Consider the following 24,007-nt stretch of genomic DNA (forward strand, 5'->3'; position numbering starts at 1 on the left):
GAAGAGGTGAATGCACAAGCCTCTTCAAAGAACCCGTCGCCTCGTCGCACGGAAGGACGCCCCGTCCCCCGTTGAGGGGCGTCCGAAGGTCTTCACCTTCCGCGCCAACGACGCTGACTTCGACCGCTACAACGACCGCCTGTCCGTCCAGGGCTGGCGGCTGGACGCCTACGCCGCGAACCCCGTCGTCCTCTACATGCACGACGACGGTTCCGGTGGGATGTTCGGTGCGGGCCGCACGGACGTTCTCCCCATCGGCAAGGGCCGCGCCTACGTCCAGAGCGACGCCCTCCTGGTGGACATCGCGTTCGACCAGGACGACGAGTTTGCCCGGCGCGTCGAGCGCAAGGTGGAGAAGGGCATCCTTAACGCGGTGAGCGTGCGCTACCGCATGCTGCGCTACCACGAGAACGAGCGCGGCGGCTTCGACTGCGACGAGCAGGAGCTTCTCGAAATCTCCGTCGTCACGATTCCCGGGAACCAGCGCGCGGTTCGGATGAAGAAGCACGCCGACGAGCGCGCCACCCTCATCCGCGACATCGCCCAGGCGGTGGTGAAGGCCCTGGGCCGCAAGGCCCGGAAGAAGCGCAAGGCCGCGCCACCTGCTGCACCTCCCTCCTTGTCCGAGTCAGACACCCACGCCCTTGCCGCTCACACGGCGCGGGCCCTCTTGCAGCACCTCCAGGAGAAAGCATGACCCCCGAAGAGATGAAAGAGATGGCGAAGACGCTGGGCCCGCTGGTGGCCTCGCAGTTGGTGGAGCGGTCCAAGGGACACCGGGACGGGTACGCCCCACTCCTGGCCCCGAAGGCGGATGCGGCGCCCGAGGAGCCCCGCCGCGCGCCGATTACCGGCAAGCACATGACGGAGGGCACGGGCCTGAACCTCATCCGCTTCGTGAAGGCGAAGGCCGTCGCGCGCATGGAAGGCCGAAACGTGGTGGACGTGCTGAAGGGCTGGGGCGACGAGGTGGTGAGTAAGGCCCTCTCCCAGGGCAATTACTCCGGCCTCGGTTCCCTGGTGCATCCCCAGTTCGCGTCCGAGTTCATCGAGCTTTTGCGCAACAAGGCCGTGGTGCGGCAGGCCGGGGCGCGGGTGATTCCCATCGGCGCGTCCCTCACCTTCGACAGGCAGTCCAGCACGGGCACGGCCTTCTACGGCGGCGAGACGTCCGCCATTCAGGAGTCCGAGCCGGGCACGGACTCCGTCTCCCTCTCGGAGAAGAAGCTCACGGCGCTGACGGCGGTGCCCAACGACCTCATCCGCAACGCCTCCATCAACGCGGAGGAGTTCATCCGCAACGACTTGCTCAACGTCATGGCGCTGCGGGAGGACGCGGCCTTCCTCCGGGGCAGCGGCACGCAGCTGGAGCCCCGGGGCATCCGCAACCAGTTGGACACGGCCCACGTCTACGCGGAGACGGTGGCCACGGCGGGCTCGCCCACGCTGCTGGAGATGAAGAAGGAGCTGAACAAGGCGAAGCGCAAGCTGAAGAAGGCCAACGTGCCCATGGTGCAGCCCGTGTGGCTGATGGCCCCGGGCGCGGAGACTGCCATCCTGGATGCGGTGGGCCCTGGCGGCGAGGGCTACAACGCCCTGGAGCGGGAGATGGTGGAGCGCGGGACGCTGCGCGGCCTGCCCTTCTTCATCTCCAACCAGATTCCCGAGACGCTCGGCGCGGGCAACGCCCGTTCGGAGCTCTACCTCGTGGACATGTCCGAGGTGCTCATCGGCGAGTCCATGGCGCTGGAAATCGAAGTCTTCCCCAACGGGGCCTTCACGCGCGGCGGCCAGCTGGTGTCCGGCATCTCCACGGACCAGACGGTGCTGCGGGCCATCACCAAGCACGACCTGGCCATGCGGCACCGGCAGGCGGGCGTGGTGGTGAAGGACTTGAGCTGGGGCAGCAACTGATTGGGGCAGTGCCCCACGAAAGGAAGGACACCATGAGCGCTCCACACATTGGCCAGATTGGCGCCTACGTCGCGGTCCGGCTGGGCACCCCTCCTGCCGCGCTGCCTGCCGGGGCTCGCCAGGGCTCGGGCTACGACAGGCTCACCCTCGGGGAGAGCTGCGTCCTCGTCGCGGCCACGGGCGCGGTGACGGGCGGCCCCACCGCGCAGGGCTACGAGGTGAAGCTCCAGCACTCCAGCGACAACGGCGCCTCCGACGCTTGGGCGGACTACGTGCCAGCCGGGCCGGGCTCGGCCTCCGTGCAGCTGACGGCGCCCAACGCCTTCGCGGAGAAAGACGTGGACCTCGGCGCGGCGAAGCAGTTCATCCGCGTGGCAGAGGCCACGGCGCTGACGGGCGGGACGACGCCCAGCCTCCAGGCGTGCGCCTTCGTTGTCTTCGGCGGCGCGCTGACGCTGCCGGTGTGAGGCCATGGCGAACCCTGCGGACCTCTGCCTTGCCGCCACCGTGGCGGAGGACCTGGGCGTGGCGGTGACGCCGCGCCTGGAGTCCCTCGTCACGGCGGCGAGCCGGGCTGTTGCCGGCTACTGCGGCCGAGTCTTCGAGTACGGCCAGGGCCTCGTGGAGTACCCGGCCGGTTACGGACGCCCGCTGCTTCTCCTGGAGCGCCCGCCCGTCGTCCTGGTGGTGGGCGTCTGGGAGGGTGGGGCCTTCGTGCCGGCCGAGGAGTACGAGAGCCATGGGAGGCTGGCGGACGCCGGCATGCTGTACCGCAAGCACGGCGTGTGGCGGATGACGGCGCGCTCGGGCGGGCTGGTGGTGGAGACAGTGGACAGCTTCCAGGGCAGCGAGGACGGCCTCCGCGTCGTCTACGACGGGGGCTTCGTGACGCCGGGGCAGCGGGCCCTGGACGCCTCGCGCGTGGTGACGCTCCCGGAGGACGTGCAGGAGGCCGCCATCCTCACGGCGGTGCAGCTGTACCGCTCGCGCGGCGTGGACGCGATGGTGGCCAGTGAGTCGATTGGCGATTGGTCCGTGAGCTACTTCGCTGCGAAGGCAGAGGGGAAGAGCCCCATCCCCGGTGTCGCGCAGGCGTTGCTCGCGCCCTACGTCATTCATCGGGTGAGCTGATGGCGTCGCCCTCGGACACCTTCCGTCAGTCCATTGCCTTCGCGGTGCTGACGGGCCGCGACGCACACGGGAAGCCAGCGCTCGGGCCCGTGGGGACGGCACGGGCGCGCGTGCAGCCCTCGCGGCGCCTCATCCGCGACGCCAACGGCAACGAGCACCTGTCCGCGCACGTCGTCTACACGGACGCGCCTTTGACGCTGCAACACCGCGTCTGGCTGCCGGGCGAGGACGTGGCGGACTTCAACCGTGCTCGGCGTCCGGTGGCGGTGGACGAATTCGTGGATGGCTCCGGGACCGTGCGCTTCCGGAAGGTGTGGTTCTGATGCGGGACATCGCTTCGGAGCTGGCGGAGCGTAACCGTCCGGCCAGTGACGTGCCGGAAGGATTGAAGACGGACCACGACCGTGCTCAGCGGGCGCCGCGAGGAGCGAGTTGGTCAGGGACTGGGCTGGAGGGGTGACTCGGGCGGGTCAGCGGCGCGTCGCCGCTTCCACTCGTGAGGTAGCAACTCACCGATGCGCGCATTCGGGTGCGTCTGCACCCGCAGCAGGACATCCGCGAGGTACGCCTCGGGATTGACCTGGTTGGCCTCGCAGGTGGCGACGAGAGCGTAGAGGCCGGCGAGGTTCTGCCCTGCGGCCTCGTGGCCGACGAAGAGGAAATTCTTCCGGCCCAGGGCGGCCTTGCGCAGCGCCGCCTCGGAGCGGTTGTTGTCCAAGGGCAGACGCGCGTCGGAAGAGAAGCGCGTCAGGGCGTCCCACTGCTTCAGCGCGTAGGAGAGGGCCTGGCCCATGGGCCCCTTGGGCAGATGGCGCGAAGTCTGCGCTTCCATCCACGCACGCAGCGCCGAGAGGACGGGGAGGCTCTGCTGCTGGCGCAGCGCTTGGTGCGCGTCCGTGCGCACGACGCCCGCGTCGCGGGCCAGCGCCTCCACCCGGTAGAGGGCCAGAATGAAGTCCAAGGCCTCGCGGGCCTCGGGCGCGGTGGGGAGCGCCTCGAAGAAGCGGCGCCGCACATGCGCCCAACACCCGACGCGGACGCGCCCTTCGGGCAGCGTCACCGCGTTGTAGCCGGTATAGGCATCCACGACGAGGGCGCCCCGGGTGCCGCCCAGCACGTCCTTGGGCGTCGTGCTGGCCCGGCCGAGGCTGAAGCGGTAGCCCAGGAGCCACTGCCCTTCGGGCGTCTGGGTGAGGAAAGTCCAGAGGTAGCCCTGGCGTGTCTTCTTCACGTCCAGCACGCGCATGGGCGTCTCGTCGGCCCACACCACGTCCGCGGACGCAATGCACTGCAGGAGGTGCTGCGAAAGAGGCAGCAGCACCGAGGCGGCCTGGTGGAAGAGGTCCGTCAGGGTGCTGCGACTCATGGGCACGCCGCTTCTCTCCACCCGCTGGGCGAGTCGGTGCAGCGGCATGGCGTCCGCGCACTTCGACGTCACCACGTGGGAGAGGAAGCCCGGGCCGTACTCGCCCCTGTCCACCACCCGGGCCGGAGGCGGGGCGGTGACGACGCCCCGGCCGCACGCGCACGCCAGCACCTCCTGCACGTGCACCTGCTTCTCGAAGCGGGCGGGCACGTACTCGTACACCACCGAGGTTTTGCCCTTGCCCAGGGGCCTCAAGTCCTCGCTGCCGCACGCCGGGCAGTGGCGCTCCTCGGCCGGCACCGCGTGGCGAATCTCCCGCGCCGGGGCCCCCTCGGCCTTGCGGGCGGCTCTCTCTTGCCGCTTCTCTTTCGCGGCCTCGGCCTGGGCCGCCGTCGAATCCGCGTCCCCTCGCAACTCAGCCGCCACCGTCGGCAGCTTCTCCGCCCTCTTGCCGAAGACGTGGCGCTGCAGGGCCGCAAGCTGCCCCTTGAGGGCGTCCACCTCCCCGCCAATGCGGCTCACCTCGGCCTTGAGCTCCTCGGCTTCCTCACGCCAGGGGCAGAAGTGGTCCTGAGGGAGTTCGCGCGGCACCCAACCTCAACACGCCTGCGCCACGCCGCGTCCCGAGCCGGGCACGTCAGCTGCCCGTACGCCCGGGAGGTGCCCAGGCGGGCTGGCGCCTCACCTGGGCCACGTCGATGCCGTCCAGCAGCATCGCCAACTGCGTGGCGTCCAGCGTCACTGCCTGCGCGCCCGCGTCCACCGGCGGCAGCCGGAAGCGGCCCGTCTCCAGCCGCTTGTAGAGAAGCACGAAGCCGCCCCGGCTCCACGTCAGCACCTTGATGCGGTCGCCTCGCCTGGAGACGAAGGCGAAGAGGTGCCCCGAGTAGACGTCCTCGCCCCACGCCGTGCGCACCAGCGCCATGAGGCCGTCAATCGACTTGCGCATGTCCACCGGCTCCATCGCCAGCACCACGCGCACCGACGCAGGCAGGGCGAACATCGCTTCAGCGCCCCAACGCGGCGACGAGCCGGGCCACGTAACCGACGTCGGTGCCTACCGCGAATCGCACCCGCGCTCCGCTCGTGGCCACCACCTCCAGCAGGGACTCCGGCGCCGCGGGGGCGCTCGCCACTCGCACCGGCAACAGCCGCACGGCTTCCGCTCGCGATGGAGCGGACCGCCGATGCCGGTACACCCACGACTGCAACGTGCTCAGCCGCATGCCGTGCGCCAACGCGAACTCCCGCTGCGTCTGCCCGCTCGCCTCAAAGGCCTCCGCGATGCGCGCCCACTCCGGCTTCTCCACCTGCTTCGCCATGCCCAGCAGCGTCCGCCGCGCCCCGCTACCCCGGCAATCCCTCACGGCACGTCGTTGGCCGGACGGTTACGGCGGAGCTGCTGGAGGGCGCGGGCCTTGGGCTGGTGCGTCCTCCTGCTCCAGACGCCAACCTCTTCACGGCGCCCATGCCTGAGGCAGACGGCGGCGTGCCGAACCGAGCCGTGGCGCTGGTGGTGACGGGCGGCGCGGGGCCCCAGCCCTACGTGGGCCAGGAGCGCGCGGCGTACCTCTCGCCGGGCTGTCAGGTGAGAGTCCGCTCGGCGCGCGAGGACTTCGAGGGCGGACAGCAGCTCGCCCATGCCGTCTTCGCGGCCCTCAACCAGTCGGCCCTCGTCCCTTACGCCGTGGTGCGCGCGGAGGAGGAGAGCGCACCGGCCTACCTGGGGACGGATGGAGCGGACCGACACTGCTGGATGATTAACCTTCTGATCGGATGTCTAAGCCAGAGACCATGAGCCCCGGTCGTCTGGTCTGCTGCTGAGGCCGAATTTCCGGCCACGGCCGCTACCTGCCGATCGAGAATCGTGAACTTTCGTTTAGACTTCTAGCTTCTTGATCACGGAGTTTAGGTGCTCTCGAAGATCAAGTGCTGATTGATGCCTCTTGGATGAAGGCCCCAGAGCCCGGATGAGCACAGGGTCAAGTAGTTCAAGGCCTGGGTTGATTAAGGCCAGCGGTCTGTATTCAATAGGATTTGGTAGCTGTCCCGAGATGATTTCGTAGGTTATTACGGCGCAGGAGTAGATGTCGTGAAGCGTGTTTCGCGTCTTAGGGAGCGCGATTACTTCTGGAGGAATGTAGCCTTGGGAACCAATATTTCTTGTGGTGATTGATTCGCGATCGAGATTGTCAAGAATGTAGGAGGCTCCAAAGTCAACAATAATGGGCTGTTCGTCGGAGCTTCGGACGATGATGTTGCTCGGCTTTATGTCTCTGTGGAGTACTTTGTTTTGGTGGGCATAGTCGACGGCCAGTAGAACATCGGACATCAGTTTGACTCGCGTCCGGAACGGTTTTGACATGGCTGCGTCTCGAATGTTTTTGCCGTGAATGCGAGGCATCACGAGGTACGGTCGTCCGCCTGGGTCGAGGCCGGCATCGAAGTATGGAACGATTCCGCGATGCTGAAGTTTTTGTATTGATTTGATTTCGCGTCGGAATCGGATGCGAAGTTTCTCGGGGTCGTTCTCTCCGAGTGGACTTGGATCTAGGATTTTAATTGCGAACTCAAACTCGCCAATGCTGGTCTTTCTTGTTGCGATATAGACTGAGCCAAAGCCGCCTTGGCCTATGCGTTCTCCTAGTTTGTATGCGTGGATGGATTGACCGTCTTGGTTGTCTGTTGTTTTGGATTCATTGGTGTCGAAGATTAGTGATTCGTCGGTGGCTATGATTTTTGGGGGTCGGATTTCGAACGGCACTTTGTGCTTCCTTAGAATTGCATTGACTTGCTTTGGCGTGGGGATGTCCAGTTGCTCGGCTTGTGCGTCCTCCAGTCCTTGCCAAAACGATGCGATGAAGGCGGGCGCGTTGGGCGATTTTTCGGTCATTGCTGAGTCTAGGTCCGAAATTGCCCAGTCTGTCGATGAGCTGATGGATGGGCTCCCGAATCGTGCTTTGAAGGATTCGATGATGCTCTTTGGGAATTCATGCTGATTGGCGATGTCGATCGCCAGAGTATGGAGTTCACTGACGAGATCTGGAGGCACTTTGGGGGTGTTTGGTCCTGACTCAAAACGCCATTCGGCAGGGAATTTCAATGGCATTGGAATCCTGTTTCCTTCTTCGCTTGGATTAATTTGGATTAATGGCGCCTGCCTGCGGGTAAGGGCTAAGCCCTATACGTCCCAGGCCAAGCCCGCGCCTTGCCCCCATTGAAGAGGTGAATGCCTCTTCGAGTCAAAGTCGATGTCCTGAATCTGGAGCGCCTGCGCCGCTCGCCCGTCGAGGTGTTGCGCGCGCTGGATGCCCCATGCCGGGACATCGCCCGCCGCGCCCTGGACTACTCCCTCTTCCTCGTGCCGGTGGAGGACGGAGGACTGCGCGACTCCGCCTTCCTGAGCGGCCCCCTCCACAACATGGCGCGCCTCTCCACGACGTGGACGGCGGGCTACGAGCACCCGGCCGCTGGCCCCATTCATGAGGGTTGGCACTGGGGCGCGAAAGTCTTTCAGTCGCCCCCGCACTTCCTCCGCAAGTCCTTCCGCCGCGCCCGAGGCACTGGCCGCCGCCGCGTGGCCGCCGTCCTGAAGGACTTCCTGGCGCAGCGCTTCCCCTCCCAATGACTGGAGTCGCACCCATGCCCGAACCCCGAGAGGCCTTCTTCGACAAGCTCTACATCCGCGCCACGGACACCGCGCCCGTGGAGGCGGACGCGCTGGACGGCGTCCTGGAGGCACCCGTCAACCGCGCGAAGGACACCGTGGACGCCAACTACTTCGGCGGTGACGGCTACAAGCGCACCAAGGGCACCTGGAAGTCCTTCTCCATTCCCCTGTCGGGACACGTCTTCAAGGGCAGCGCGCCCCAGCAGGTGCTGCGCGTCGGCTTCGAGAGCGACGCCACGGTGTTCTTCACCCTCATCGAGGACGAGACGGCGCCCACGGGTGAGCAGGGCTACCGCTACCCGGTGAAGGTGACGTCCTACGAGGAGGGCCGCAGCGCTTCGGACGTCGTCACCTTCTCCGCCACCCTCTCCGGCCAGGGCGCACCCGTCCCTGTGTAGCCGGGCCCCTTCCACTCACACCCGAGGCACCACCATGACCGCACCCACCACGCACCGAAAGCCCCTGGGCACCCGCCGCACACTCCACCAGCGCGTCACCCTGGACGGCGCGGACTTCGACGTCTGCCGTCCCACGCTGGGCGAGAAGCTGGACGTCCTCTCCGCCGCGCGCGCCGCTGGCGAGCTGGGCCCGGACAGGCAGCCCGTCAACGAGTCCGCCGGGATGATGATGATTGCCCGCATCGCGGTGGCCTGCCTCTACCACCCGGGCACGGCCACGCGCGTCTTCGCTGAGGGCGACGTGGCCGAGGTGAAGAACGAGCCCTGGCTGGAGGAGATTCAGGGGGCGCTCGCCCAGGCCTTCGCGGGCCCGACGCTGGAGGACGCGAAGGGAAACTCCGAGGCCACCCCGAGCTGAGGGCGTTGCACGGGGTGGTGAAGCTGACGGGCCAGTCGCCCGAGGCGGTGCGCGGCTGGGACTGGGAGGACGTCGTCCACCTCCTGGCCCACTGCGCGCTGGAGGCCGAGGAGGTGCGCGCCTCGCGCGCCCCTGGCCCTGCCTCCCATGCCGGCCCAACGACGACGACAACCGTTTTCAGGAAGCGCAAGAGGTGACGCATGGCCTCCCGAGGTGGTGCCCGCGTCGTGGGTGGCGCCCTGGCACGCCGCTGGGGAGCCCTTCGGCGCGTCGTACCCGTACCACCGGGCCTCGGGCGCCGCCCTCTACGAGCCGCTGCCGGTGCTGGGCCGGGTGGGCACGGGGCGCGCGGTGCAGTGGTGGGAGGGCGGAGTCGTCGTCCTCGGGCAGGAGTTCGACTTCCAGTTGCAGGAGCGTTGACGCATGAGGCCTCTCACTTCCTTCCAGGCGGCCCTCCTGGGCAGTCCTTCCGGCTACTCCACCCACCCGCGCGTCTGGGTACGCGACGGGGCAGGGGAGTGGCGAAACCTGCGCACCCTCCTGGGCTTCGACTGGGTGCTGGGCGTGCGCATCAACGAGAAGCTGGACGCGCCCGTGGCCGAGGCCGAGGTGTCCCTGGTGCGCAGCGGCGCCGCTGGGGCGCGCCTCTCCCTCTCTCCGCTGGTGGTGCAGTCCCTCGCCAACACATCCGCTTCGGGTGGCTTCGCGCCGCTGCTGGTGGAGGGCGCCTCCTTCCGTGTGGAACTCGGCCTCGCACCGCTGGCCATGGCTCCGAAGGAGGAGGACTTCTTCGAGGTCTTCTGGGGCCGCATTGACGAGGTGGACGCAGGGCCCGAGGAGCTGCGCGTCGTGGGCCGCGACTTGGGCGGCCTGTTGCAGGACACCTTCATCGAGGTGGAGCGCGAATACGGCAACGACACGGCGGGCGTGGCCGTGCAGTCCATCATCCAGTCCCTCTTGGACGACAACGGCCTCTCCTCCTTCGCCCTCTTCACGCCCGTGGACCCCATGTCGCAGCGCGGCCGGTACGTGCAGAAGGTGGAGCCGGTGCTGGACGCGGCGCGAGCCCTCGCGCAGCAGATTGGATGGGACTGCCGCATGCGCTGGCAGCCAGCGGCCGGGGCCTTCGCGCTCACCTTGGCGGCGCCCAACCGCCTCCAGGTGGAGGAGAACTGGGCCTATGGCCCGGACGAGTACGGCAACCTCGACGCGGTGACGCGGCAGCTGGCGGACATCCGCACGGACGTGGAAGTCGTCTACAGCGACAAGTTTGACTTGGACGCCTCGGGCGTGGCGAAGCGTAAGAAAGTGACGGCCAGCAACCCCACGGCGCGTGCCCAGGTGGGCCGCCGCTGGATGCAGCTGACGGAGGACTCCACCGGCAACATCGACACCCAGGCCGAGGCCCAGCGACTCGCGGACGCGGCCATCGCGGACCTCTCCGTCTCGCCCCTGACGGTGTCGCTGCTGGTGGACCCGCACCCGGGCCTGGAACTCGCGGACCTGGTGCTCGTGGAGCCGGACGGCGTGCGCCTGGACACGGCGCAGCGGCTGGCGGTGCAGGAACTGGAGCACCAGTGCGCTACGGACGGCACGGCGCGCATGCGGTTGGTGCTGCGCGGGCAGCCGTCCACCTCCGTGCGCGAGTGGTTGGAGCGGGACAGCCGGCCCGGAGTCGCCCCCAGCGCGCCCTTCACGGGCCCGGCCGCTCCGCAGGCGGTACGGGCGGTGCCGGGCGTGGCGGGCTTCAGCCTGACGTGGACGCCCGCCGTCTCGGGCCCGGCCTGGGACGAGTACGAGGTGCATGCCTCGCGCGCGCCGGGCTTCCAGCCCTCGGAGTCCACCTTCCAGGGCCGCGCCTCGGCCACGCGCTTCCAGCTGTCCGAGCTGCGCCCCGGTGCCACGTACTTCTGCCGGGTGGTGGGCCGGGACGCCTCGGGCAACCTGGGCGCTCCCTCGGCGGAAGTGGCGGTGACGACGGGCTACGTCACGCCCGCCGCCATGCAGCCCAGCGTGGCCTTCGGCGAGTCACCTCCCAACCCCGACTTCGAGGCGCAATCCTTCGAGGAGCTGCCGCCAGACGCCTGGACGATGGGCGTGGGCCTCTGGGGCGCGCACGCGCAGGTGACGACGGACGCGTACACAGGCGCGCGTGCCGTCCGGCTGGTGGCGAACGGCACGCGGCTGGACTCGCAGGCCATGACAGCCCGGCCGGGGGACAGGTACAGCGTGGATGCCCTGGCGAAGTCCACGCAGCTGGGCGCGGGCCTCTCCGTGCAGCTCGTCTGGTACGACGGGGCCTTCAACGTCCTGGCCACCGCGAGCACCACGCAGGCCCTCTCCGCGAGTGGTTGGGAGCGCCTCACGGGCTTCCACACCGCGCCGGCCAGCACGCGCTACGTCCAGGTGCGCCTCGTGGCCCTCGTCACCCAGGGCGCGCCGTGGGTTTACGTCGATTCGGTGCGGTTGGAGCGCGTGGGCGGACTCGTCGAGCCATGGGCGGCCATCCGCACCGGGCAGATTTCGGACCTCACGAATGGGTGGACGGCCTGGGACGCGGCGGCGTGGCCGCTGGGTTTCTACAAGGGCGCAGACAACGAGGTGGCGGCGCGCGGTCTGCTGAGGCCTGGGACGGTGGGCTACGTGAACGCGTACCGATTCCCGGTTGGCTACCGGCCCAGCACCAACCGGATTCTCGCGCTTCCCACCAGCCACGGCTTCGGCATGGCGCAGCTCAACGTGGACGGAGGCCTCCAGGTTTTCAGCCTGCCCACGGGCACGGCCTGGGTGAGCCTGGACGCGGTGCGCTTCCGGGCGGAGGGGTAGCGCGCGCCACGGCGGGAAGTTGCCCCCATTGAAAGGGGGAATGACGACTCCCTGCCCTGAACTCTTCTCCCGCGTCGCCCTGGCGTCCCTCTACCCGCCCTTCCGCGAGGTGATGGCCGAAGTCATTTCCCGTTGCCGAGCGCGAGGCGCGGACTACGTGGCCACGCGCGGCTTCGCCACGTTCGCCGAGCAGGAGGTCCTCCACGCTCGGCACCTCCGAGGCGAGGGCGGACGCGCGGCCCCAGCGGGCCTCTCGGCCCACAACTACGGCCTCGCCGTGGACTTTTGCCGCGATGCGGACGTGGACCGTCCGGGACTCCAACCGCGTTGGGACACGGCTGCGTATGCCGTCCTCGGCGAGGAGACGCGGCGCGCGGGCCTCGTGTGGGGCGGCTCCTTCGGAGATGCGCCGCACTGCCAGTGGCCCGGCCTCGTGAGCGGCACGCAGCTTCAGCCCGTGCGTGGCCTCTTCCTCTCGGAGCCGGCCAGCGCCACGGACGCGCAGCGGCTCGCCTCCGTCTGGCGCTTCCTCGACACGACGCGAGCGCGGCCCGACTGGCGCGCTGGCAACCCCACGCTGGCTGCGTCCTTGGCGCGGCTCGGCTCCTGACTCCTCACCCACGAAAGGCAATGCCCATGCTTCGACGTCTTGCTGTCGTGCTGTCCCTGTCCCTCTTCCTCCCAGCTGTCGCCTTCGCCCAGGTGGCCACCGCGCTGAACCCTGGCAACGTGGAGGCCTTCGCGCGCCTCGTCCTCGACGCGGTGACGGCCCGCAACTGGGCCCTCGTCGCGTCCCTTGCCGTCGTTGCCCTCGTCTACGTGCTGCGCCGGTACGTGGGGGCCTGGTGGCCGGTGCTGCGCACGGCGCGGGTGGGCGCGGTGCTGGCGGTGCTGCTGGCTGTCGCGGGCGCGGTGGCCAACGCACTGCTGGCGGAGGAAGCCTTCACGGTGGCGCTGCTGCTGAAGGCGGTGGCCATCGGCCTCGGGGCGGCCGGAGGCTTCTCCGTGGTGAAGGCGCTCCTCTTCGGCGACGCGGAGGCCGAGGCCGTGCAGAAGGCGGGGGAGGCAGCAGCCGGAGAGATTGCCGGCAAGGCGGCGGCGGTGGCCGCGCTGGAGTCCCTCACGCCCGGCAGCAAGTCGTGAGGCCCCTGGTGCTCGCGCTGGCCCTTGCCCTCGCGGGGCCGGCGCACGCCGAGGGCGAGGTGCTGGACGTGGCCCGCGCCACTGTGACGCTTCAGGACGGGCGCACGCTGGCGGTGTCCGAGGGCTGCTGGCTGTCCACGGAGCGCTGCGTCCTCACGGCCCGCGAGCTGCGGCGCCTGGACGCCGAGAACGCGGAGCTGCGCAGGCAGTCCGCCCGCGTGCCCGTGGTGGTGCTGGTGGCGGTGGTGCTCGGAGCGGGCGTCGGCTTCGCGGCGGCACGACTCGCAAGGTGAGGTAGCAACGCCCCACCTGCAATGGAGGCCTCCAAGGCCTTTCCAGACGATGGAGATTTTCCCGTCTGGTACGGTTCCGCGTCGGAGAGCCTCCGTTGCCGCGACTTGCCGCCCTTCTCGTCCTGCTGCTGGGAACCGCCGCCCCTGCGCAACCCGCCCCCGCCTCTCGCGAGCGCCAGGAGCGGCGCATCGCCCTTCCGGATAGCCCCTCGGACCCCGTGCCGGAGCTGCACGTCGCGGCCGGCGCCGTCACCTTGCTTCTCTTCGATGCGTCGTTGGACCGGGCCTCCGTGGAACTGGAGGGGCGCGAGCGATTCCGGCTCGTGGACGTCGGGGAGCGCTCCCTCCTCTTCGAGCCTGCCATAGACTTGGGGGCCGGGGAGCGGCTGGGGCTCCGGGTGAGGTTCTCCGATGGCGCACGTCCCGAGCATGCGGTTTTCATGCTGGTGACTCACCCGTCTGAGGTTGATGCGCGGGTCCAGGTCTTCCGCCGGGCGCAGTCGATTGGAGCCCTTCAGGCAGAGTTGGCGGCTGTGCGTGCCCAACTCAAAGCGAAGGATGCCGAGCTTGCGGCACTTCGAGAGCGCAGCGAGGTGCATAGCCCAGCGGGCCTCACCTTGGAGGGGCTCCTCGATGAGGGCGGGGTGTCGTCGAGCAAGGTTGAAGCCCAATCGAAGCAGGAGGCGAGGTCCTCGTTGCATGTCGTGGATGGCTTTAGCCTCCGGGCTCCTTCCTGGGGAGTTGTGTCCGTGGACGTGAAGAATAGTGGCAGGACGCACTGGATGCCCACGGAGGCGCGCCTCACTAGCTCAACGGGAGGCGTGCAAGTGCAGGTGCTCGGCGTGCGCATGAAGCAGCCTCAGATTGGGCCCGGAGAAGTCGGCACAGTCGTGGTGGAGACGGACGTTGTGTCCTGGAAGGCGGGGACAGTGTTCCTCCTGGAATTGATGGATTCGTCGGGCGCGCGCCGCGTTCTCGTTCCTCGTGTAGTGCTGTAGAGGGTCGGCCATGCTGACGGTTATCCACCATCCCGCGCAGCTACCGCCTGGGTACATGATTCACGGCTGGCGCGTTGTGAAGCTGCTGGGCGCAGGCACCTACGGTGCCGTCTACCGCGTCGAGATGAACGGCCACCACTTCGCGATGAAGATCGCCATGCACCGTCCTGGCAGTGGGGATGCGGAACAGGCGGACGCGCGGCTGATGCGTGAGCTGGGATGCCTCGTTCACCTACGCCACGCGAACATCGTCGGGCTCCACGCCCACGGTCGCTTCCCGGAGCTTCGGACGGGCTGGCTGTATGTCGTCCTCGACTTCGTGGAGGGCTACACGCTTGCGGAGTGGGTGGAGCGGATGCACCCGACGGCGCAGGAGGTGGTTCGCGTCTTCGAGAAGCTCGCGTGCGCGATGGACTACATGCACGGTCGCGGTGTCTTCCATCGCGACTTGAAGCTCGTGAACATCATGGTGCGCGCCAAGGATAGCGAGCCCGTCATCCTCGACTTCAGCGCAGGCGACTACACGCACGCCGAGGACTTGACGGACGCCCCCCTGCCGCCGGGCACCCGCCGCTATCGCTCGCCCGAGGCCTCGCGCTTCCTGAAGGAGCATGGGGACGAGAAGGGGGCGCGGTATGAGTTCAAGGTGACGGATGACGTCTACGCGCTGGGTGTCTGCCTCTATGACGTGCTGACGACGCCGGAGCCCACGAGCGGTTCCCCGAAAGCCGCTGTCGAAGGCCGGTGGGTGCCCCAGCAAGCCCGGGACCTGAACGCGCGGGTGCCAGCGGGACTCAGTGACGTGGCGATGCGCTTCATCGCGCGAAGCCCTGACGAACGCCCTCCCACGGCGGAGGTGATGCGCCGCGAGTTGGAAGCCCTTGCGGGCGAGGCAGGACCGGAGTGGACCGTGCCGGTCCATATCCCTTCGATGAAGCCCCCAACTGCCCCAGCCTCCAACACGAACGAGGAGACGCCCCCAGCGCGCCGCGTGAGGCGCGCTAGGGCGGTGGATGCCGGGGTGGCCCTTCTCGTCGTGGCGGCGGTGGTGGGAGCCTTCGCGTGGCTGCGCCCCACGCCGCCGCCTCCTGTCCCGAGGGAAGTCGTAGTGCATTCGGCTGAGCCCGCCGCGCCAAGGGATGCGGGGGGCGCCTCCCTCGTGCCTTCGCTCGCGCGTACCGATTCGGGGGACGCGGGCCCCTCACTTGACGCGGGCGACATGCTGACCGCGTCGTCCCCTGGGGTAGCTTTGCCCCCTCTTGATTCTGTCCGGAAGGAAAGCTCCGCCGTGAAGCGTGCTCCCATCGTCGCAAGCCCGTCCACCTCCCTGGACAAGAAGGCCCCCGCCACCAGCGCTAGGGCGGAGTTCCTCGCGAAGTGCGCTGCGGTGAGCGCCGCCGTGGCCTTGCAGCTTGGCTGCCCCAGCAGTTCCCAGGTTCGTCCCGAATCAGGGGCGTGCCCCGAGGAGGCGCGCACTGCCATGTTCGATGAGCTGTTCTTGACAACGCGTTCCTCCCTCAACGTCACCATCGATAGGAGCCAGCCGGGCGATCCGGGCGATGACGGAGTGTTCCAGGATGGCCCCGTGACAGGGGTTGTCTACAAGGGCACCACTGGTCCCCGAGGCATCCCTAAAGGCACGGTGCTCTATGGGCGGTTGTGGACGGGAGACGGGACGTTCCTGCTGGCCCGCTACACCGAAGCGCGCTTGCCTGATGGGCGCACCCTTCCCGTGTGTCTTGCGATTGGGAAGAACGGCCCCCAGGAGGCCTGGGCGGGCTCCAAACCGGGGGCTGTCGTCTACTCTCGCGTCCAGGTTGCCTATGTCGTGGAGCGCTGGCCCTGAATCCGGAAAGTAACGACTCGTTGCGTTTCTGGCGTTGCGGGGCTCATTCCAGGAATAGCAGGAGAATTTGAAGTTGAGGACCTGTGGCGTCGTTCACGCGGGGAGGCGGCTGGAGGTAGCTTTCCGTCTGCCTTTGCGCGGCTCTCTCGCGCGGGCATTCAGGAGCCCCTCTCATGTCCAGTGGTTCTGACTCCCGGTTCGCCGGGGGCACGGTCCTCTTTTGCCAAGGTGACACCTCCTACGAGTTCTTCCAGGAACTGGGGGTCGGCCGCAACGGGGAGCGCGTGCTGTTCGCCCGGCCCCGGACCCCCTCTGGCTACCAGGGCAAGGTCTTGGTGAAGTGCGTCCCCCTGCCGGAAGGGCCCGTGCTGGAGAAGTTCCAGCGGGCGCGTGTGCGACTGGAAGAGGAGGTGCGGCTGGCGCAATTCCTCCAGCACCCCAACATCGCCCGCGTCCATGGCCTCTTCGAGATGAAGCACGGCCTGGGCGCCGTCATGGAGCACATCGAGGGCTTCAGCCTGAACACCCTCCTCGACATCGCCCAGCTTCGGGGGCGCTACTTCTCCGAATCCTTCGTCCTCTACGTGGGGGCAGAGGTGGCGGCGGCCCTGGCGCATGCGCACACGCGCACGGACGACGCGGGCAATCCCCTGGGCATCGTCAACCGCGACATCAACCCCGGCTGCATTCGCTTGCGGCCCGGTGGCGGCGTGGCCCTGACGGACTTCGGCGTGGCCTTCTCCCTGCTCCAGGGGCGCCCGTCCACGACGATGCCGCGCCCTGTCGGGGACGTCATCTACGCCTCACCGGAGGCGCTGATAGGGGAGGTGACGGACGCACGCTCGGACCTCTTCTCCCTGGGATTGACGCTGTTGGAGTTCGCCACGGGACGGCACCTGTATGACCCGGGCGACATCCACCCGGAGGATGCTCCCTTCCGTCGCTCGCGGGAGCAGTACCTGAAGGCCTTGAAGATGACGGCTCTGTCCATGGGGGCACACCCTCCGCCCTTCATGGAGGACGCGCTCCGGTGCGCCATGGCCTACCGGGTCGAGGACGTGAAGGAGGCAGCCTTCGGGCTGTCCAAGTCGCTGCGCACCGTCTTCCTCCGGCTGCTGAGCCGCAATCCGTCCTCTCGCTTCGCGACGGCGGCGGCGCTGGAGGTGGAACTGCGCGCGCAACTGGCACGTCTGGGGCCCTACACGGGGGCGGACGCGGTGAAGGAAGTCCAGTTGGCGATGCTGGAGGGAGGCGAAGCGCTGGAGGAATTGAACTTGGTGGAGGACGAGGGCGGCATCGTCCCGGCCTTTCCGCCACCGAGTCAGGACGACATCCAGACAGAGCCCCGGCCCCTGCGTAGTGCGGACGAGACGACGACGGAGCCGCAGCCGGGCGCCCGGCGCCTGACGCGGCATTAGCACTCGCTGGCCCAAGTCGGCCGGCACCCCTTTCCCTCAACCCTGAGCAGCGACGCGAAGCCGGCCAGTGCCGGGCTGAACGTCAGACGTGTGTCCTTTGCTCCCCTCGCTGGGGGCATTCCTGGGAGACGTGTATGCGAATGACGCGAAGGTGGGCTGTCTGGCTGTGGCTGGTGTTGCCGGTGGCCGCATGGGCGGAGGATGTCCCGGAGCCCACGCCGCCAGCGAGTGCTCCGGCCAACGCATGGCACTACCTGACGCGCCTGGAGGCGACGACGTTGATGTTCCAGCCGCGCGCGGGCGTGGGGCTGGATGAAGGGTTCGTGCAGGTGGAGCCGACCTTCATCCTCGACGGAGGCGCGGAGTTCGGTGTCAACCTGGGCACGCCGCTGCGGTTGCGGTTGTGGGGAGGAGGAGAAGGGGCGGGCCTCGTGCGGCGGGAGGACTGGGATAGCCTCTCGGACTTCGGGCAGGTGCTGCGCGGCCTCAAGCTGGGCGCCCCGAATGCGCCGCTGGCCGTCTGGTTGGGCGCGATGGAGAACTACAGCCTGCTGTCGGGGCACCTCGTGCGGCGCTACTCCAACCGGGGCAATCCCGACTATCACCCAGCGGGGGGCTTCCTCACTGGGACGCTGGGGCCGCTCTACACGGAAGCCTTCGTCTCGGACTTGCTGGGCGCGCGCCTCATGGGCGCGGAGTTCTCCCTGGACGTGGAGCACGTCCTCTTCGGCAAGCCGCGCGAGGCGGCGCGGTACACGCTGGCGCTCTCGGCGGTGCACGACTGGGGCAAGGCCGGGGGCCGGGCGCCCTCGGCGACGCTGGCGCACCTGGACACCATGGCCGTGGTGGTGGTGCGGCCGACGTACGAAGTGCACCTGTCGGCGGGCTGGGGCGGACGGCCTGGGGAAGGCGGGGCCTGGGGCGCGGTGGCGGGAGCGGGACTGGACGTCGTCACCTCGACGCTGGACCTGGTGCTGCGTCTGGAGGTGCGCCGTCAGCACGGCGGTTTCCGGCAAGGCTTTTTCGGCCCGGACTACGAGCTGGCGCGCTTCAAGGCGCCGGGCCCGGAGGGTGTGCCGCTGGCGGAGGCGCCCTTCCCAGACGGCTATTCCGTCTTCAGCGAGGCGGAGGTGGGCTGGGATGCGGTCAGCTATGGCGGCCTCTACAAGCACCTGAAGCTGTCGCTGGGCGTGGAAGCCTTCAACTGGGGCCGCTTCGACGTGGACGGGCGCGTGGCGGTACAGCTCTTCGCGCGCAGCCTCGAAGTGGCGTTGAAGGGCTCGGGACTGGGGATGGGGCAGCCTGGGGCGCGCTACCTGGGGGCCACCGAGGTCCGTTGGCGATTCCTCGGGGGGAAGCTCTACGTGATGGGGACGGGCGGCACGCTGCTGTTCCCCGAGGGGGAGGGCTCGCTGCGGCCGAGCGCGTTCGCCTCGGTGGGGCTGGGGGTGGACAATGCGCGCTGACGCCTTGCTGCTGGCCCTGGCGGTGCTGACTACGGGCTGCGCTTCCATGCCCTCCGCGCGGCATCGCGGGACGCTGCACATGAGCGGCCCGGTGGGCGGAGGCACAGGCTTCGAGGGCGAGGGGCGGCTGCCACGCCGCCATGTCCCCGTGGTCGAAGTGACGGGGGCCAGTGTCGGCATTGCGGCAGGGCCGGTGCGTGAGGCCATGTCGCGCAGCGCGTCCGAAGAGGACGCATGGGAGAAGCTGCTCACGGACGCCGGGCTGGAGGCCCAGGACGTGCGTCCCCTGGCGGGCGGCTCGCTGACGCCCACGCAGGCCGCGCGGCTGCTGGGCCAGCTGATGCAGAAACCCGTGACGCTGGGCAACTTCCCGCCTCGCATGGCGGCGGGCTTCCTGCTGCGCGAGGTACTGGAGCGCGGTGAAGTCTCGCGCGAGGAGCTGCTGCGCCGCGTGGAGCGATTCGCCCGGGAGCAGGTGGCCGTCCTCCGACCGGATGGCTACCTCGCATGGGCCCTCAACGGAAACACGCAGCAGAAGGTGGCACGCGTCGAATGGCGGGACGGTGCCTTCCGTGCGCACGGCTTCGAGCTGGGCCGCTTCTACAGCGGCAAGGGTGGCGTCTTCCGCGCCGTGGACGCGCAGCTCCAGGCCTCGGACTGGCGTCCCCTGGCCGAGGTGTACAGCGACGCGGACGTCATCAGTCGCTCGCTGGATGGGGCACAGGATGCCTTCGTGGAGCTGTACCACGCGCTGGGGCAGGCCCTCTCCCGCCCCATGGACAGCGTCGCGGCGCTGGGCAACCTGCCCGCTGGCGTCGCGGCCCTCATCGCGTCATCGCCCGAGTACTGGGAGCGCTTCCGGTACATGACGCAGGGCGAGCAGGTCCGCGAGGTGGCGCGGCTGACGACGAACGTCATCGCGACCTGGGGGGCGGCCTCGGCCACGACGCGAACGTTGACGGGCTTGGCGGCGGGTGCGGAAGCCACGGTGCCGGTGCTCTCGCTGTCAGCGGAGGGCGCGCTGGCGTTCGAGCGCGTCGCGGTGCCAGTAGGACGCGCGGCGTCGGTGTTGAGCGGAGGGCCGGGGGCGGCCATCATCCTTCTGAAGGCAGGGGATTCGGCGGGTTCAGGTGGCGGAAGCGGTGACGGCGCACAGGGTGCAGCGCCGTCGAGTGGGCCGAAGGGCTACTCGTCCTTCAAGTCGTTCAAGAGGGCCATGGGGCCAGCAGGGGAGGGCAAGGAGTGGCACCACATCGTGGAGCAGACGGACGGGAACGCGGCACGCTTCGGACCGCAGGCGCTCCACAACACCGAGAACATCATCCCGCTCGACAAGGCACTTCATAACTCGGTGAGCGCATTCTACTCGTCCAAGCGCCAGTTCATTACCGGCGCAGAGTCGCTGACCGTGAGGCAGTGGCTGAGTGCCCAGTCACTCGAAGCACAACGAGCGTTCGGTCTGCGGGCAATCGAGAACATCAAGAAAGGATATTGGCGATGACGCCTACAGCACTCGTCGATGACTTCGCCTATCACGTTGAGGCGCAGACTGACGCGATCTTCCGAGGAGATGCCAAGACCGGCAACAAGCACGCAAAGAAGTACGAAACTGCGATGAAGAAGCTCCGAGACTTCGGGGACGAAGGTCGCGAAGCGCTCACGGTTCTACTGAGACACTCTCGGATGGACGTACGAGTCGCAGCAGCGGCGTATCTCCTCCGCTACAGGACTGACGAAGCGAAGGCCGTCCTGGAGCACGCCGCAGGCGGGGAGGGGTTGGCGGCGTTTGAGGCATCAGAGGTTCTGAAGCGATGGGAGGAGGGGGCCTGGAACCTGGACCCGGCGTAGCGCCCATCACCCCGTGGAGACGCGATTCAAGGGGCCCATCAGGTCGTTGCCGCTAACGACGCGCTAACGACATCAGGTAGACTCCACCGGACGCTGCTGGACGGGTCCGATACTGCGAAGATGGCAGTATGGGGGCGTAACCCCTCGGAAGCATTGGCGGTAGGGCACGGGAATCGAACTCGCCAGGGACTGCTCTCGCAGCCCCTCACCGGTTTTGAAGACCGGGCCGGCCACCAGGTCCGGAGGCCCTACCGCTTCTGATTACCGCCGCTCCGCGCCAATCCGTCAACCATGGTCACGGCTTGCGCGCGGAGACCAGGGCGTACTCGCCGCAGTTGAACAGCGCGGGCCACTGGAACTGCTCCGGCGTCATCCCCGCAGTTCCACCAGCGCCGTGTTCACCGCCGGGCACACGTCGCCGGCAATCGACTCCACCTTCGCGTCCTGGAACCCCGCCCACCGCAACTGCGACGGGTAGCGCTCCGTCTCCCGACGAGGTCCTCCAGCGCCGCTTCGGCGACTGCAAGGACAAGTCGCTCCTGCTGGTGTCACTCCTCAAGGGGATGGGCATCGACGCGCAGCCGGCGCTCGTGAACACGAACCTCACGCAGCTGCTGGACGGCTTGCGCCCCACCTCCACTGCGTTCGTCCACGGCAACGTGGCCGGCCGCGAGCTGTGGGTGGACCCCACGGCGACGCTGGAGCGCGGGGGGCTCGACAGCTACGAACCGCCCTCCTACGGCCGGGCCCTCATCGTCGCCCCCGGCACCACGGCGCTCTCGGTCATTCCCTCGCCCACGCTGACGGAGCCCTCGCTCTTCGTGGACGAAACCTACGCCGCGCTGGACCGCGACGGGCCGGCGACGCTCGACGTCGTCACCACGCGCACGGGGGAGTCCGCCAACTCCATGCGCCGCGCGCTCGCGAGCACGTCCCTGTCCGAGCTGTCCCGCTACTACTTCAACTTCTACGCGAAGAAGGACGCGAAGATCTCCATCGCGCAGCCCATGACGGTGGACGACGACGCCGTGAAGAACGTGGTCATCCTGCGCGAGCACTACCGCATCGAGGACTTCTGGTCCTCGGACGGTCGCCGGGAATTCGGCGCGCATGCCCTGCGCCGATACCTCACCGAGCCGAGCTACTCCCACCGCGCCTTCCCGCTGGAGGTGGAGCACCCCGTCTTCGCCCGCCACCGCATCCGACTCAAGGCCGGCGAGGCGCTCCAGGACGGCGCGGACCACGATGCCGTGGACGGCCCGGCCTTCCACTTCGAAGTCGACACCCGCGTCGACGGCCGGACGCTGCTGCTCGACTACCGCTACCGCAGCACCGCGGACTCGGTCCCGCCCGAGCGCATCGCCGAGTACGTGAAGGCCGTGCGCGCCACCGAGGACCAGCGCGGCTACTACATCCAGCTCGGGGGCCGTACCGCCCGGCGCCAGGCCTCGCCCGCTCCGTCCTGCGAGGCCGGCGCCATCCTCCTGGGCGTCATCGCGACGTGCGTCGGGCTGTGGTTCGTCATCGCGCAGGGCGGCCCGCTGGAGCTCTTCCGCAAGGGGCGCGCATGGGGCCGGCGCCGCGCCTTCGCGCGAAAGTTCGACGCGGACCACCAGGGCGACAGCGCCTGGTCCGCCATCCCCATCTCCGGTCCCCAGGAAGTGCTGTCCACGCTGGGCCGGCTGCGCTGCGCCTGCGGGACCAGCAGCGAGGCCCCTCGCGACTCACTCCGCCACGAGGCCGTGGTCCTGGGGGACCGCCACCTCACCCTGGTGCAGTGGCAGTGCCCCACCTGCGCCCGCGCTCGCCGCGCCTACTTCGAGGACAAGGGCTCGCGCGCCGCCTGAACCGCGGCGCCTATTGGCAGATGCCCGGGCAGTCCGCGCTGCGCCCGGGCGTGCACGTGTCGGACGGATCATCCACGCAGGCCTTCCCCGACTCGCAGCCTCCGAAGAGCCCGCCGCAGCACTTGACGTAGCCCTCCGGCACGTCGCACGGCGTCGAGTAGGACTGACACGTCCCGCTGTCCGAGCGCGCGAAGACCACCACCTGCGGACATACGCTCGGGTTCTCGGAACCGCCGCCCAGGCACCCCGTCAGGCCCAGCACCGCCATCAGCCCCAGCCTCATCCATGCTTGCATGGCGCGCATCAGGGCAGGGGAGAGCGGCGCTAGTCCAGCCCCCGCTCCCACAGGTCGTCTTCATCCAGACCCATCAGGTGACCGACCTCGTGCATCACCGTGATGCCAATCTGTTCGATGAGCTCCTCGCGGGTGCGCGCGAAGCGCTCCAGGTTCTTCTGGTACAGCACGATGGAGGGCGGGAAGTGATCCGCCGCGTCCATCACGCTGCGCTCGCCCACGGGCGTGCCCCGGAACACCCCCAGGATGCACGGCGACAGCGGCGGCTGCTGACCCAGGAGGTCCTCGTCCGACGGCAGGTCCTCCACCGCCAGCGTCACGTTGTCCATGTACTGCTTCACCTGCGAGGGCAGGGCGCGCATCGCGTCCTCCACCGCGCGGTCGAACGCCGCCTCCTCCAAGGCCACCGGCGGCGGCAGCTCCTCCGGCGCCAGCGCCTGCGCCCGCGCGAAGCGCTTCTTCGCCTCCTTCGCGTCCCCGCGCCGCTCTGCGATCAGCCCCAGGTAGTGGTGCGCCCAGGCCTCATCCGGCGCGTCCTTCAGCACCCGCTCGAAGGACTCCTGCGCGGGCGCGAAGCGGCACAGCTCGAACAGCGCGATGCCCCGCTCCAGCTGCGCGTCCGGCGAGCGCGGCATGTGCGTCAGCGCCTGCTCCAGGCTCTTGAGCGCGGCCTCGCATTCCCCCAACTGGTTGAGGCCCATGCCCTCCAGCACGAGGAATTCGTAGACCAGCTCCACGTCGTCCCGCTTGTGCGCCAGCTTCCGGCCGCGGCCGCACCACTCCAGTCCCTCCTCCACCGCCTCGCGGTCCTCGCCCGTGCGGCACACGAGGAACTCCGCGGCGCTGAAGAGGATCTCCAGGTCCTCCGGGGCGGCCTTCAGCGCGGCGCCGTAGGCCTTGCCCGCCTCCTCCAGGCGGCCCACCTCCACCAGCGCGGCGGCCCGGAAGTGCAGGGCTTCTGGTGAGTCTGGAACGTCCCGCAGCAGGGCGTCCACGCTGGCGAGAGCGGCCTCGAAGTCCCGCGCCTCGAAGGCGTCCGCCACCCCCTCCAGCCGCGCGTCCACGCCCCTCGGATCCCCTTGCTTCGCCATGCGCTTGGCCATACGAGCAGGCAGCTAAGAAGCCGCCCT

Annotated in this window: 27 protein-coding genes and 1 tRNA gene; 21 read left to right on the forward strand and 7 right to left on the reverse strand. The window is 68.7% G+C overall.

Going from position 1 to position 24,007, the window contains the following annotated elements; all coding sequences use genetic code 11:
* Positions 1-10 precede the first annotated feature (10 nt).
* Genes KYK13_RS16785 through KYK13_RS16805 form a run of 5 tightly spaced genes read left to right on the forward strand, consistent with a single transcriptional unit; the run spans position 11 to position 3,368 of the window.
* Positions 11-697: an HK97 family phage prohead protease gene (locus KYK13_RS16785; protein WP_223645529.1), complete on the forward strand. Its 687-nt coding sequence runs from the start codon at positions 11-13 to the stop codon at positions 695-697.
* Positions 694-1,914: a phage major capsid protein gene (locus KYK13_RS16790; protein WP_223645531.1), complete on the forward strand. Its 1,221-nt coding sequence runs from the start codon at positions 694-696 to the stop codon at positions 1,912-1,914. The genes KYK13_RS16785 and KYK13_RS16790 overlap by 4 nt, the downstream gene beginning before the upstream one ends.
* Before the next feature lie 32 nt (positions 1,915-1,946).
* Positions 1,947-2,381: a hypothetical protein gene (locus KYK13_RS16795; RefSeq protein ID WP_223645533.1), complete on the forward strand. Its 435-nt coding sequence runs from the start codon at positions 1,947-1,949 to the stop codon at positions 2,379-2,381.
* A 4-nt stretch (positions 2,382-2,385) separates the two neighbouring features.
* Positions 2,386-3,045, forward strand: coding sequence for a hypothetical protein (locus tag KYK13_RS16800; RefSeq protein ID WP_223645535.1), 660 nt, complete (start codon positions 2,386-2,388; stop codon positions 3,043-3,045).
* Positions 3,045-3,368 carry a hypothetical protein gene (locus KYK13_RS16805; RefSeq protein ID WP_223645537.1) on the forward strand — a complete coding sequence of 108 codons (324 nt, stop codon included), beginning with the start codon at positions 3,045-3,047 and terminating at the stop codon, positions 3,366-3,368. The genes KYK13_RS16800 and KYK13_RS16805 overlap by 1 nt, the downstream gene beginning before the upstream one ends.
* Before the next feature lie 113 nt (positions 3,369-3,481).
* On the opposite strand, the gene KYK13_RS16810 is transcribed toward KYK13_RS16805, so the two are convergent.
* The 3 genes from KYK13_RS16810 to KYK13_RS16820 are packed head-to-tail and all read right to left on the reverse strand — an operon-like array spanning position 3,482 to position 5,733.
* Positions 3,482-5,002 (reverse strand): IS66 family transposase, encoded by a 1,521-nt coding sequence (locus tag KYK13_RS16810; RefSeq protein WP_223644097.1) that lies wholly within the window; start codon positions 5,000-5,002, stop codon positions 3,482-3,484.
* 46 nt (positions 5,003-5,048) lie between these two features.
* Positions 5,049-5,414 (reverse strand): IS66 family insertion sequence element accessory protein TnpB, encoded by a 366-nt coding sequence (tnpB, locus tag KYK13_RS16815; RefSeq protein WP_223644096.1) that lies wholly within the window; start codon positions 5,412-5,414, stop codon positions 5,049-5,051.
* A gap of 4 nt (positions 5,415-5,418) precedes the next feature.
* Complete coding sequence (locus tag KYK13_RS16820; RefSeq protein ID WP_223644095.1) at positions 5,419-5,733, reverse strand: IS66 family insertion sequence element accessory protein TnpB; 315 nt, start codon at positions 5,731-5,733, stop codon at positions 5,419-5,421.
* Between the two features lie 80 nt (positions 5,734-5,813).
* Between KYK13_RS16820 and KYK13_RS16825 the strand changes: the two genes are divergently transcribed.
* Positions 5,814-6,209, forward strand: coding sequence for a minor capsid protein (locus tag KYK13_RS16825; RefSeq protein ID WP_370645423.1), 396 nt, complete (start codon positions 5,814-5,816; stop codon positions 6,207-6,209).
* Between the two features lie 81 nt (positions 6,210-6,290).
* Here the strand turns inward: KYK13_RS16825 and KYK13_RS16830 are convergent, their stop codons facing one another.
* Complete coding sequence (locus KYK13_RS16830; protein WP_223645540.1) at positions 6,291-7,520, reverse strand: serine/threonine-protein kinase; 1,230 nt, start codon at positions 7,518-7,520, stop codon at positions 6,291-6,293.
* 120 nt (positions 7,521-7,640) lie between these two features.
* Between KYK13_RS16830 and KYK13_RS16835 the strand changes: the two genes are divergently transcribed.
* The 14 genes from KYK13_RS16835 to KYK13_RS16900 all read left to right on the forward strand — a co-directional run bounded on the left by KYK13_RS16835 (position 7,641) and on the right by KYK13_RS16900 (position 20,735).
* The gene (locus tag KYK13_RS16835; protein ID WP_223645541.1) at positions 7,641-8,039 is read left to right on the forward strand and encodes a hypothetical protein; all 399 of its coding nucleotides are present in this window, start codon (positions 7,641-7,643) and stop codon (positions 8,037-8,039) included.
* A gap of 14 nt (positions 8,040-8,053) precedes the next feature.
* Positions 8,054-8,479, forward strand: coding sequence for a phage tail tube protein (locus tag KYK13_RS16840; RefSeq protein ID WP_223645542.1), 426 nt, complete (start codon positions 8,054-8,056; stop codon positions 8,477-8,479).
* 34 nt (positions 8,480-8,513) lie between these two features.
* Positions 8,514-8,897 carry a phage tail protein gene (locus KYK13_RS16845; RefSeq protein ID WP_223645543.1) on the forward strand — a complete coding sequence of 128 codons (384 nt, stop codon included), beginning with the start codon at positions 8,514-8,516 and terminating at the stop codon, positions 8,895-8,897.
* A 231-nt stretch (positions 8,898-9,128) separates the two neighbouring features.
* On the forward strand, positions 9,129-9,317 hold the full coding sequence (locus tag KYK13_RS16850; protein WP_223645544.1) for a hypothetical protein: 189 nt from the start codon (positions 9,129-9,131) through the stop codon (positions 9,315-9,317).
* A 3-nt stretch (positions 9,318-9,320) separates the two neighbouring features.
* Positions 9,321-11,723 (forward strand): fibronectin type III domain-containing protein, encoded by a 2,403-nt coding sequence (locus KYK13_RS16855; protein ID WP_223645545.1) that lies wholly within the window; start codon positions 9,321-9,323, stop codon positions 11,721-11,723.
* 40 nt (positions 11,724-11,763) lie between these two features.
* The gene (locus KYK13_RS16860) at positions 11,764-12,333 is read left to right on the forward strand and encodes a M15 family metallopeptidase (RefSeq protein WP_223645546.1); all 570 of its coding nucleotides are present in this window, start codon (positions 11,764-11,766) and stop codon (positions 12,331-12,333) included.
* 26 nt (positions 12,334-12,359) lie between these two features.
* A complete protein-coding gene (locus KYK13_RS16865; protein WP_223645548.1) occupies positions 12,360-12,866 on the forward strand; it encodes a hypothetical protein in 507 nt (168 codons plus the stop codon).
* Complete coding sequence (locus KYK13_RS16870; protein ID WP_223645550.1) at positions 12,863-13,159, forward strand: hypothetical protein; 297 nt, start codon at positions 12,863-12,865, stop codon at positions 13,157-13,159. The genes KYK13_RS16865 and KYK13_RS16870 overlap by 4 nt, the downstream gene beginning before the upstream one ends.
* A 95-nt stretch (positions 13,160-13,254) precedes the next feature.
* Complete coding sequence (locus KYK13_RS16875) at positions 13,255-14,157, forward strand: DUF2381 family protein (RefSeq protein ID WP_223645552.1); 903 nt, start codon at positions 13,255-13,257, stop codon at positions 14,155-14,157.
* A gap of 10 nt (positions 14,158-14,167) precedes the next feature.
* A complete protein-coding gene (locus KYK13_RS16880; protein WP_223645553.1) occupies positions 14,168-16,003 on the forward strand; it encodes a serine/threonine-protein kinase in 1,836 nt (611 codons plus the stop codon).
* Positions 16,004-16,176: 173 nt separating this feature from the next.
* Entirely contained in the window at positions 16,177-17,421 is a 1,245-nt protein-coding gene (locus tag KYK13_RS16885) for a protein kinase (RefSeq protein ID WP_223645554.1), read from the forward strand.
* 134 nt (positions 17,422-17,555) lie between these two features.
* Positions 17,556-18,887 carry a hypothetical protein gene (locus KYK13_RS16890; RefSeq protein WP_223645555.1) on the forward strand — a complete coding sequence of 444 codons (1,332 nt, stop codon included), beginning with the start codon at positions 17,556-17,558 and terminating at the stop codon, positions 18,885-18,887.
* Positions 18,877-20,388, forward strand: a complete 1,512-nt coding sequence (locus tag KYK13_RS16895; protein ID WP_223645556.1) for a hypothetical protein — start codon at positions 18,877-18,879, stop codon at positions 20,386-20,388. The genes KYK13_RS16890 and KYK13_RS16895 overlap by 11 nt, the downstream gene beginning before the upstream one ends.
* The gene (locus KYK13_RS16900) at positions 20,385-20,735 is read left to right on the forward strand and encodes a DUF2019 domain-containing protein (RefSeq protein ID WP_161666642.1); all 351 of its coding nucleotides are present in this window, start codon (positions 20,385-20,387) and stop codon (positions 20,733-20,735) included. Before KYK13_RS16895 ends, KYK13_RS16900 begins: the two co-directional genes overlap by 4 nt.
* A gap of 154 nt (positions 20,736-20,889) precedes the next feature.
* Here KYK13_RS16900 and KYK13_RS16905 read toward each other — a convergent pair.
* Positions 20,890-20,988 (reverse strand) — tRNA-Sec (locus KYK13_RS16905).
* Positions 20,989-21,280: 292 nt separating this feature from the next.
* Between KYK13_RS16905 and KYK13_RS16910 the strand changes: the two genes are divergently transcribed.
* On the forward strand, positions 21,281-22,582 hold the full coding sequence (locus KYK13_RS16910; RefSeq protein WP_223645557.1) for a hypothetical protein: 1,302 nt from the start codon (positions 21,281-21,283) through the stop codon (positions 22,580-22,582).
* Between the two features lie 10 nt (positions 22,583-22,592).
* Here KYK13_RS16910 and KYK13_RS16915 read toward each other — a convergent pair whose 3' ends face one another.
* Positions 22,593-22,877, reverse strand: a complete 285-nt coding sequence (locus KYK13_RS16915; RefSeq protein WP_223645558.1) for a hypothetical protein — start codon at positions 22,875-22,877, stop codon at positions 22,593-22,595.
* 29 nt (positions 22,878-22,906) lie between these two features.
* Complete coding sequence (locus KYK13_RS16920; protein WP_223645559.1) at positions 22,907-23,980, reverse strand: metallopeptidase family protein; 1,074 nt, start codon at positions 23,978-23,980, stop codon at positions 22,907-22,909.
* Between the last annotated feature and the right edge of the window lie 27 nt (positions 23,981-24,007).

Origin of the sequence: Corallococcus sp. EGB (genome assembly GCF_019968905.1) — a bacterium.
Classification (GTDB): Bacteria; Myxococcota; Myxococcia; order Myxococcales; family Myxococcaceae; genus Corallococcus.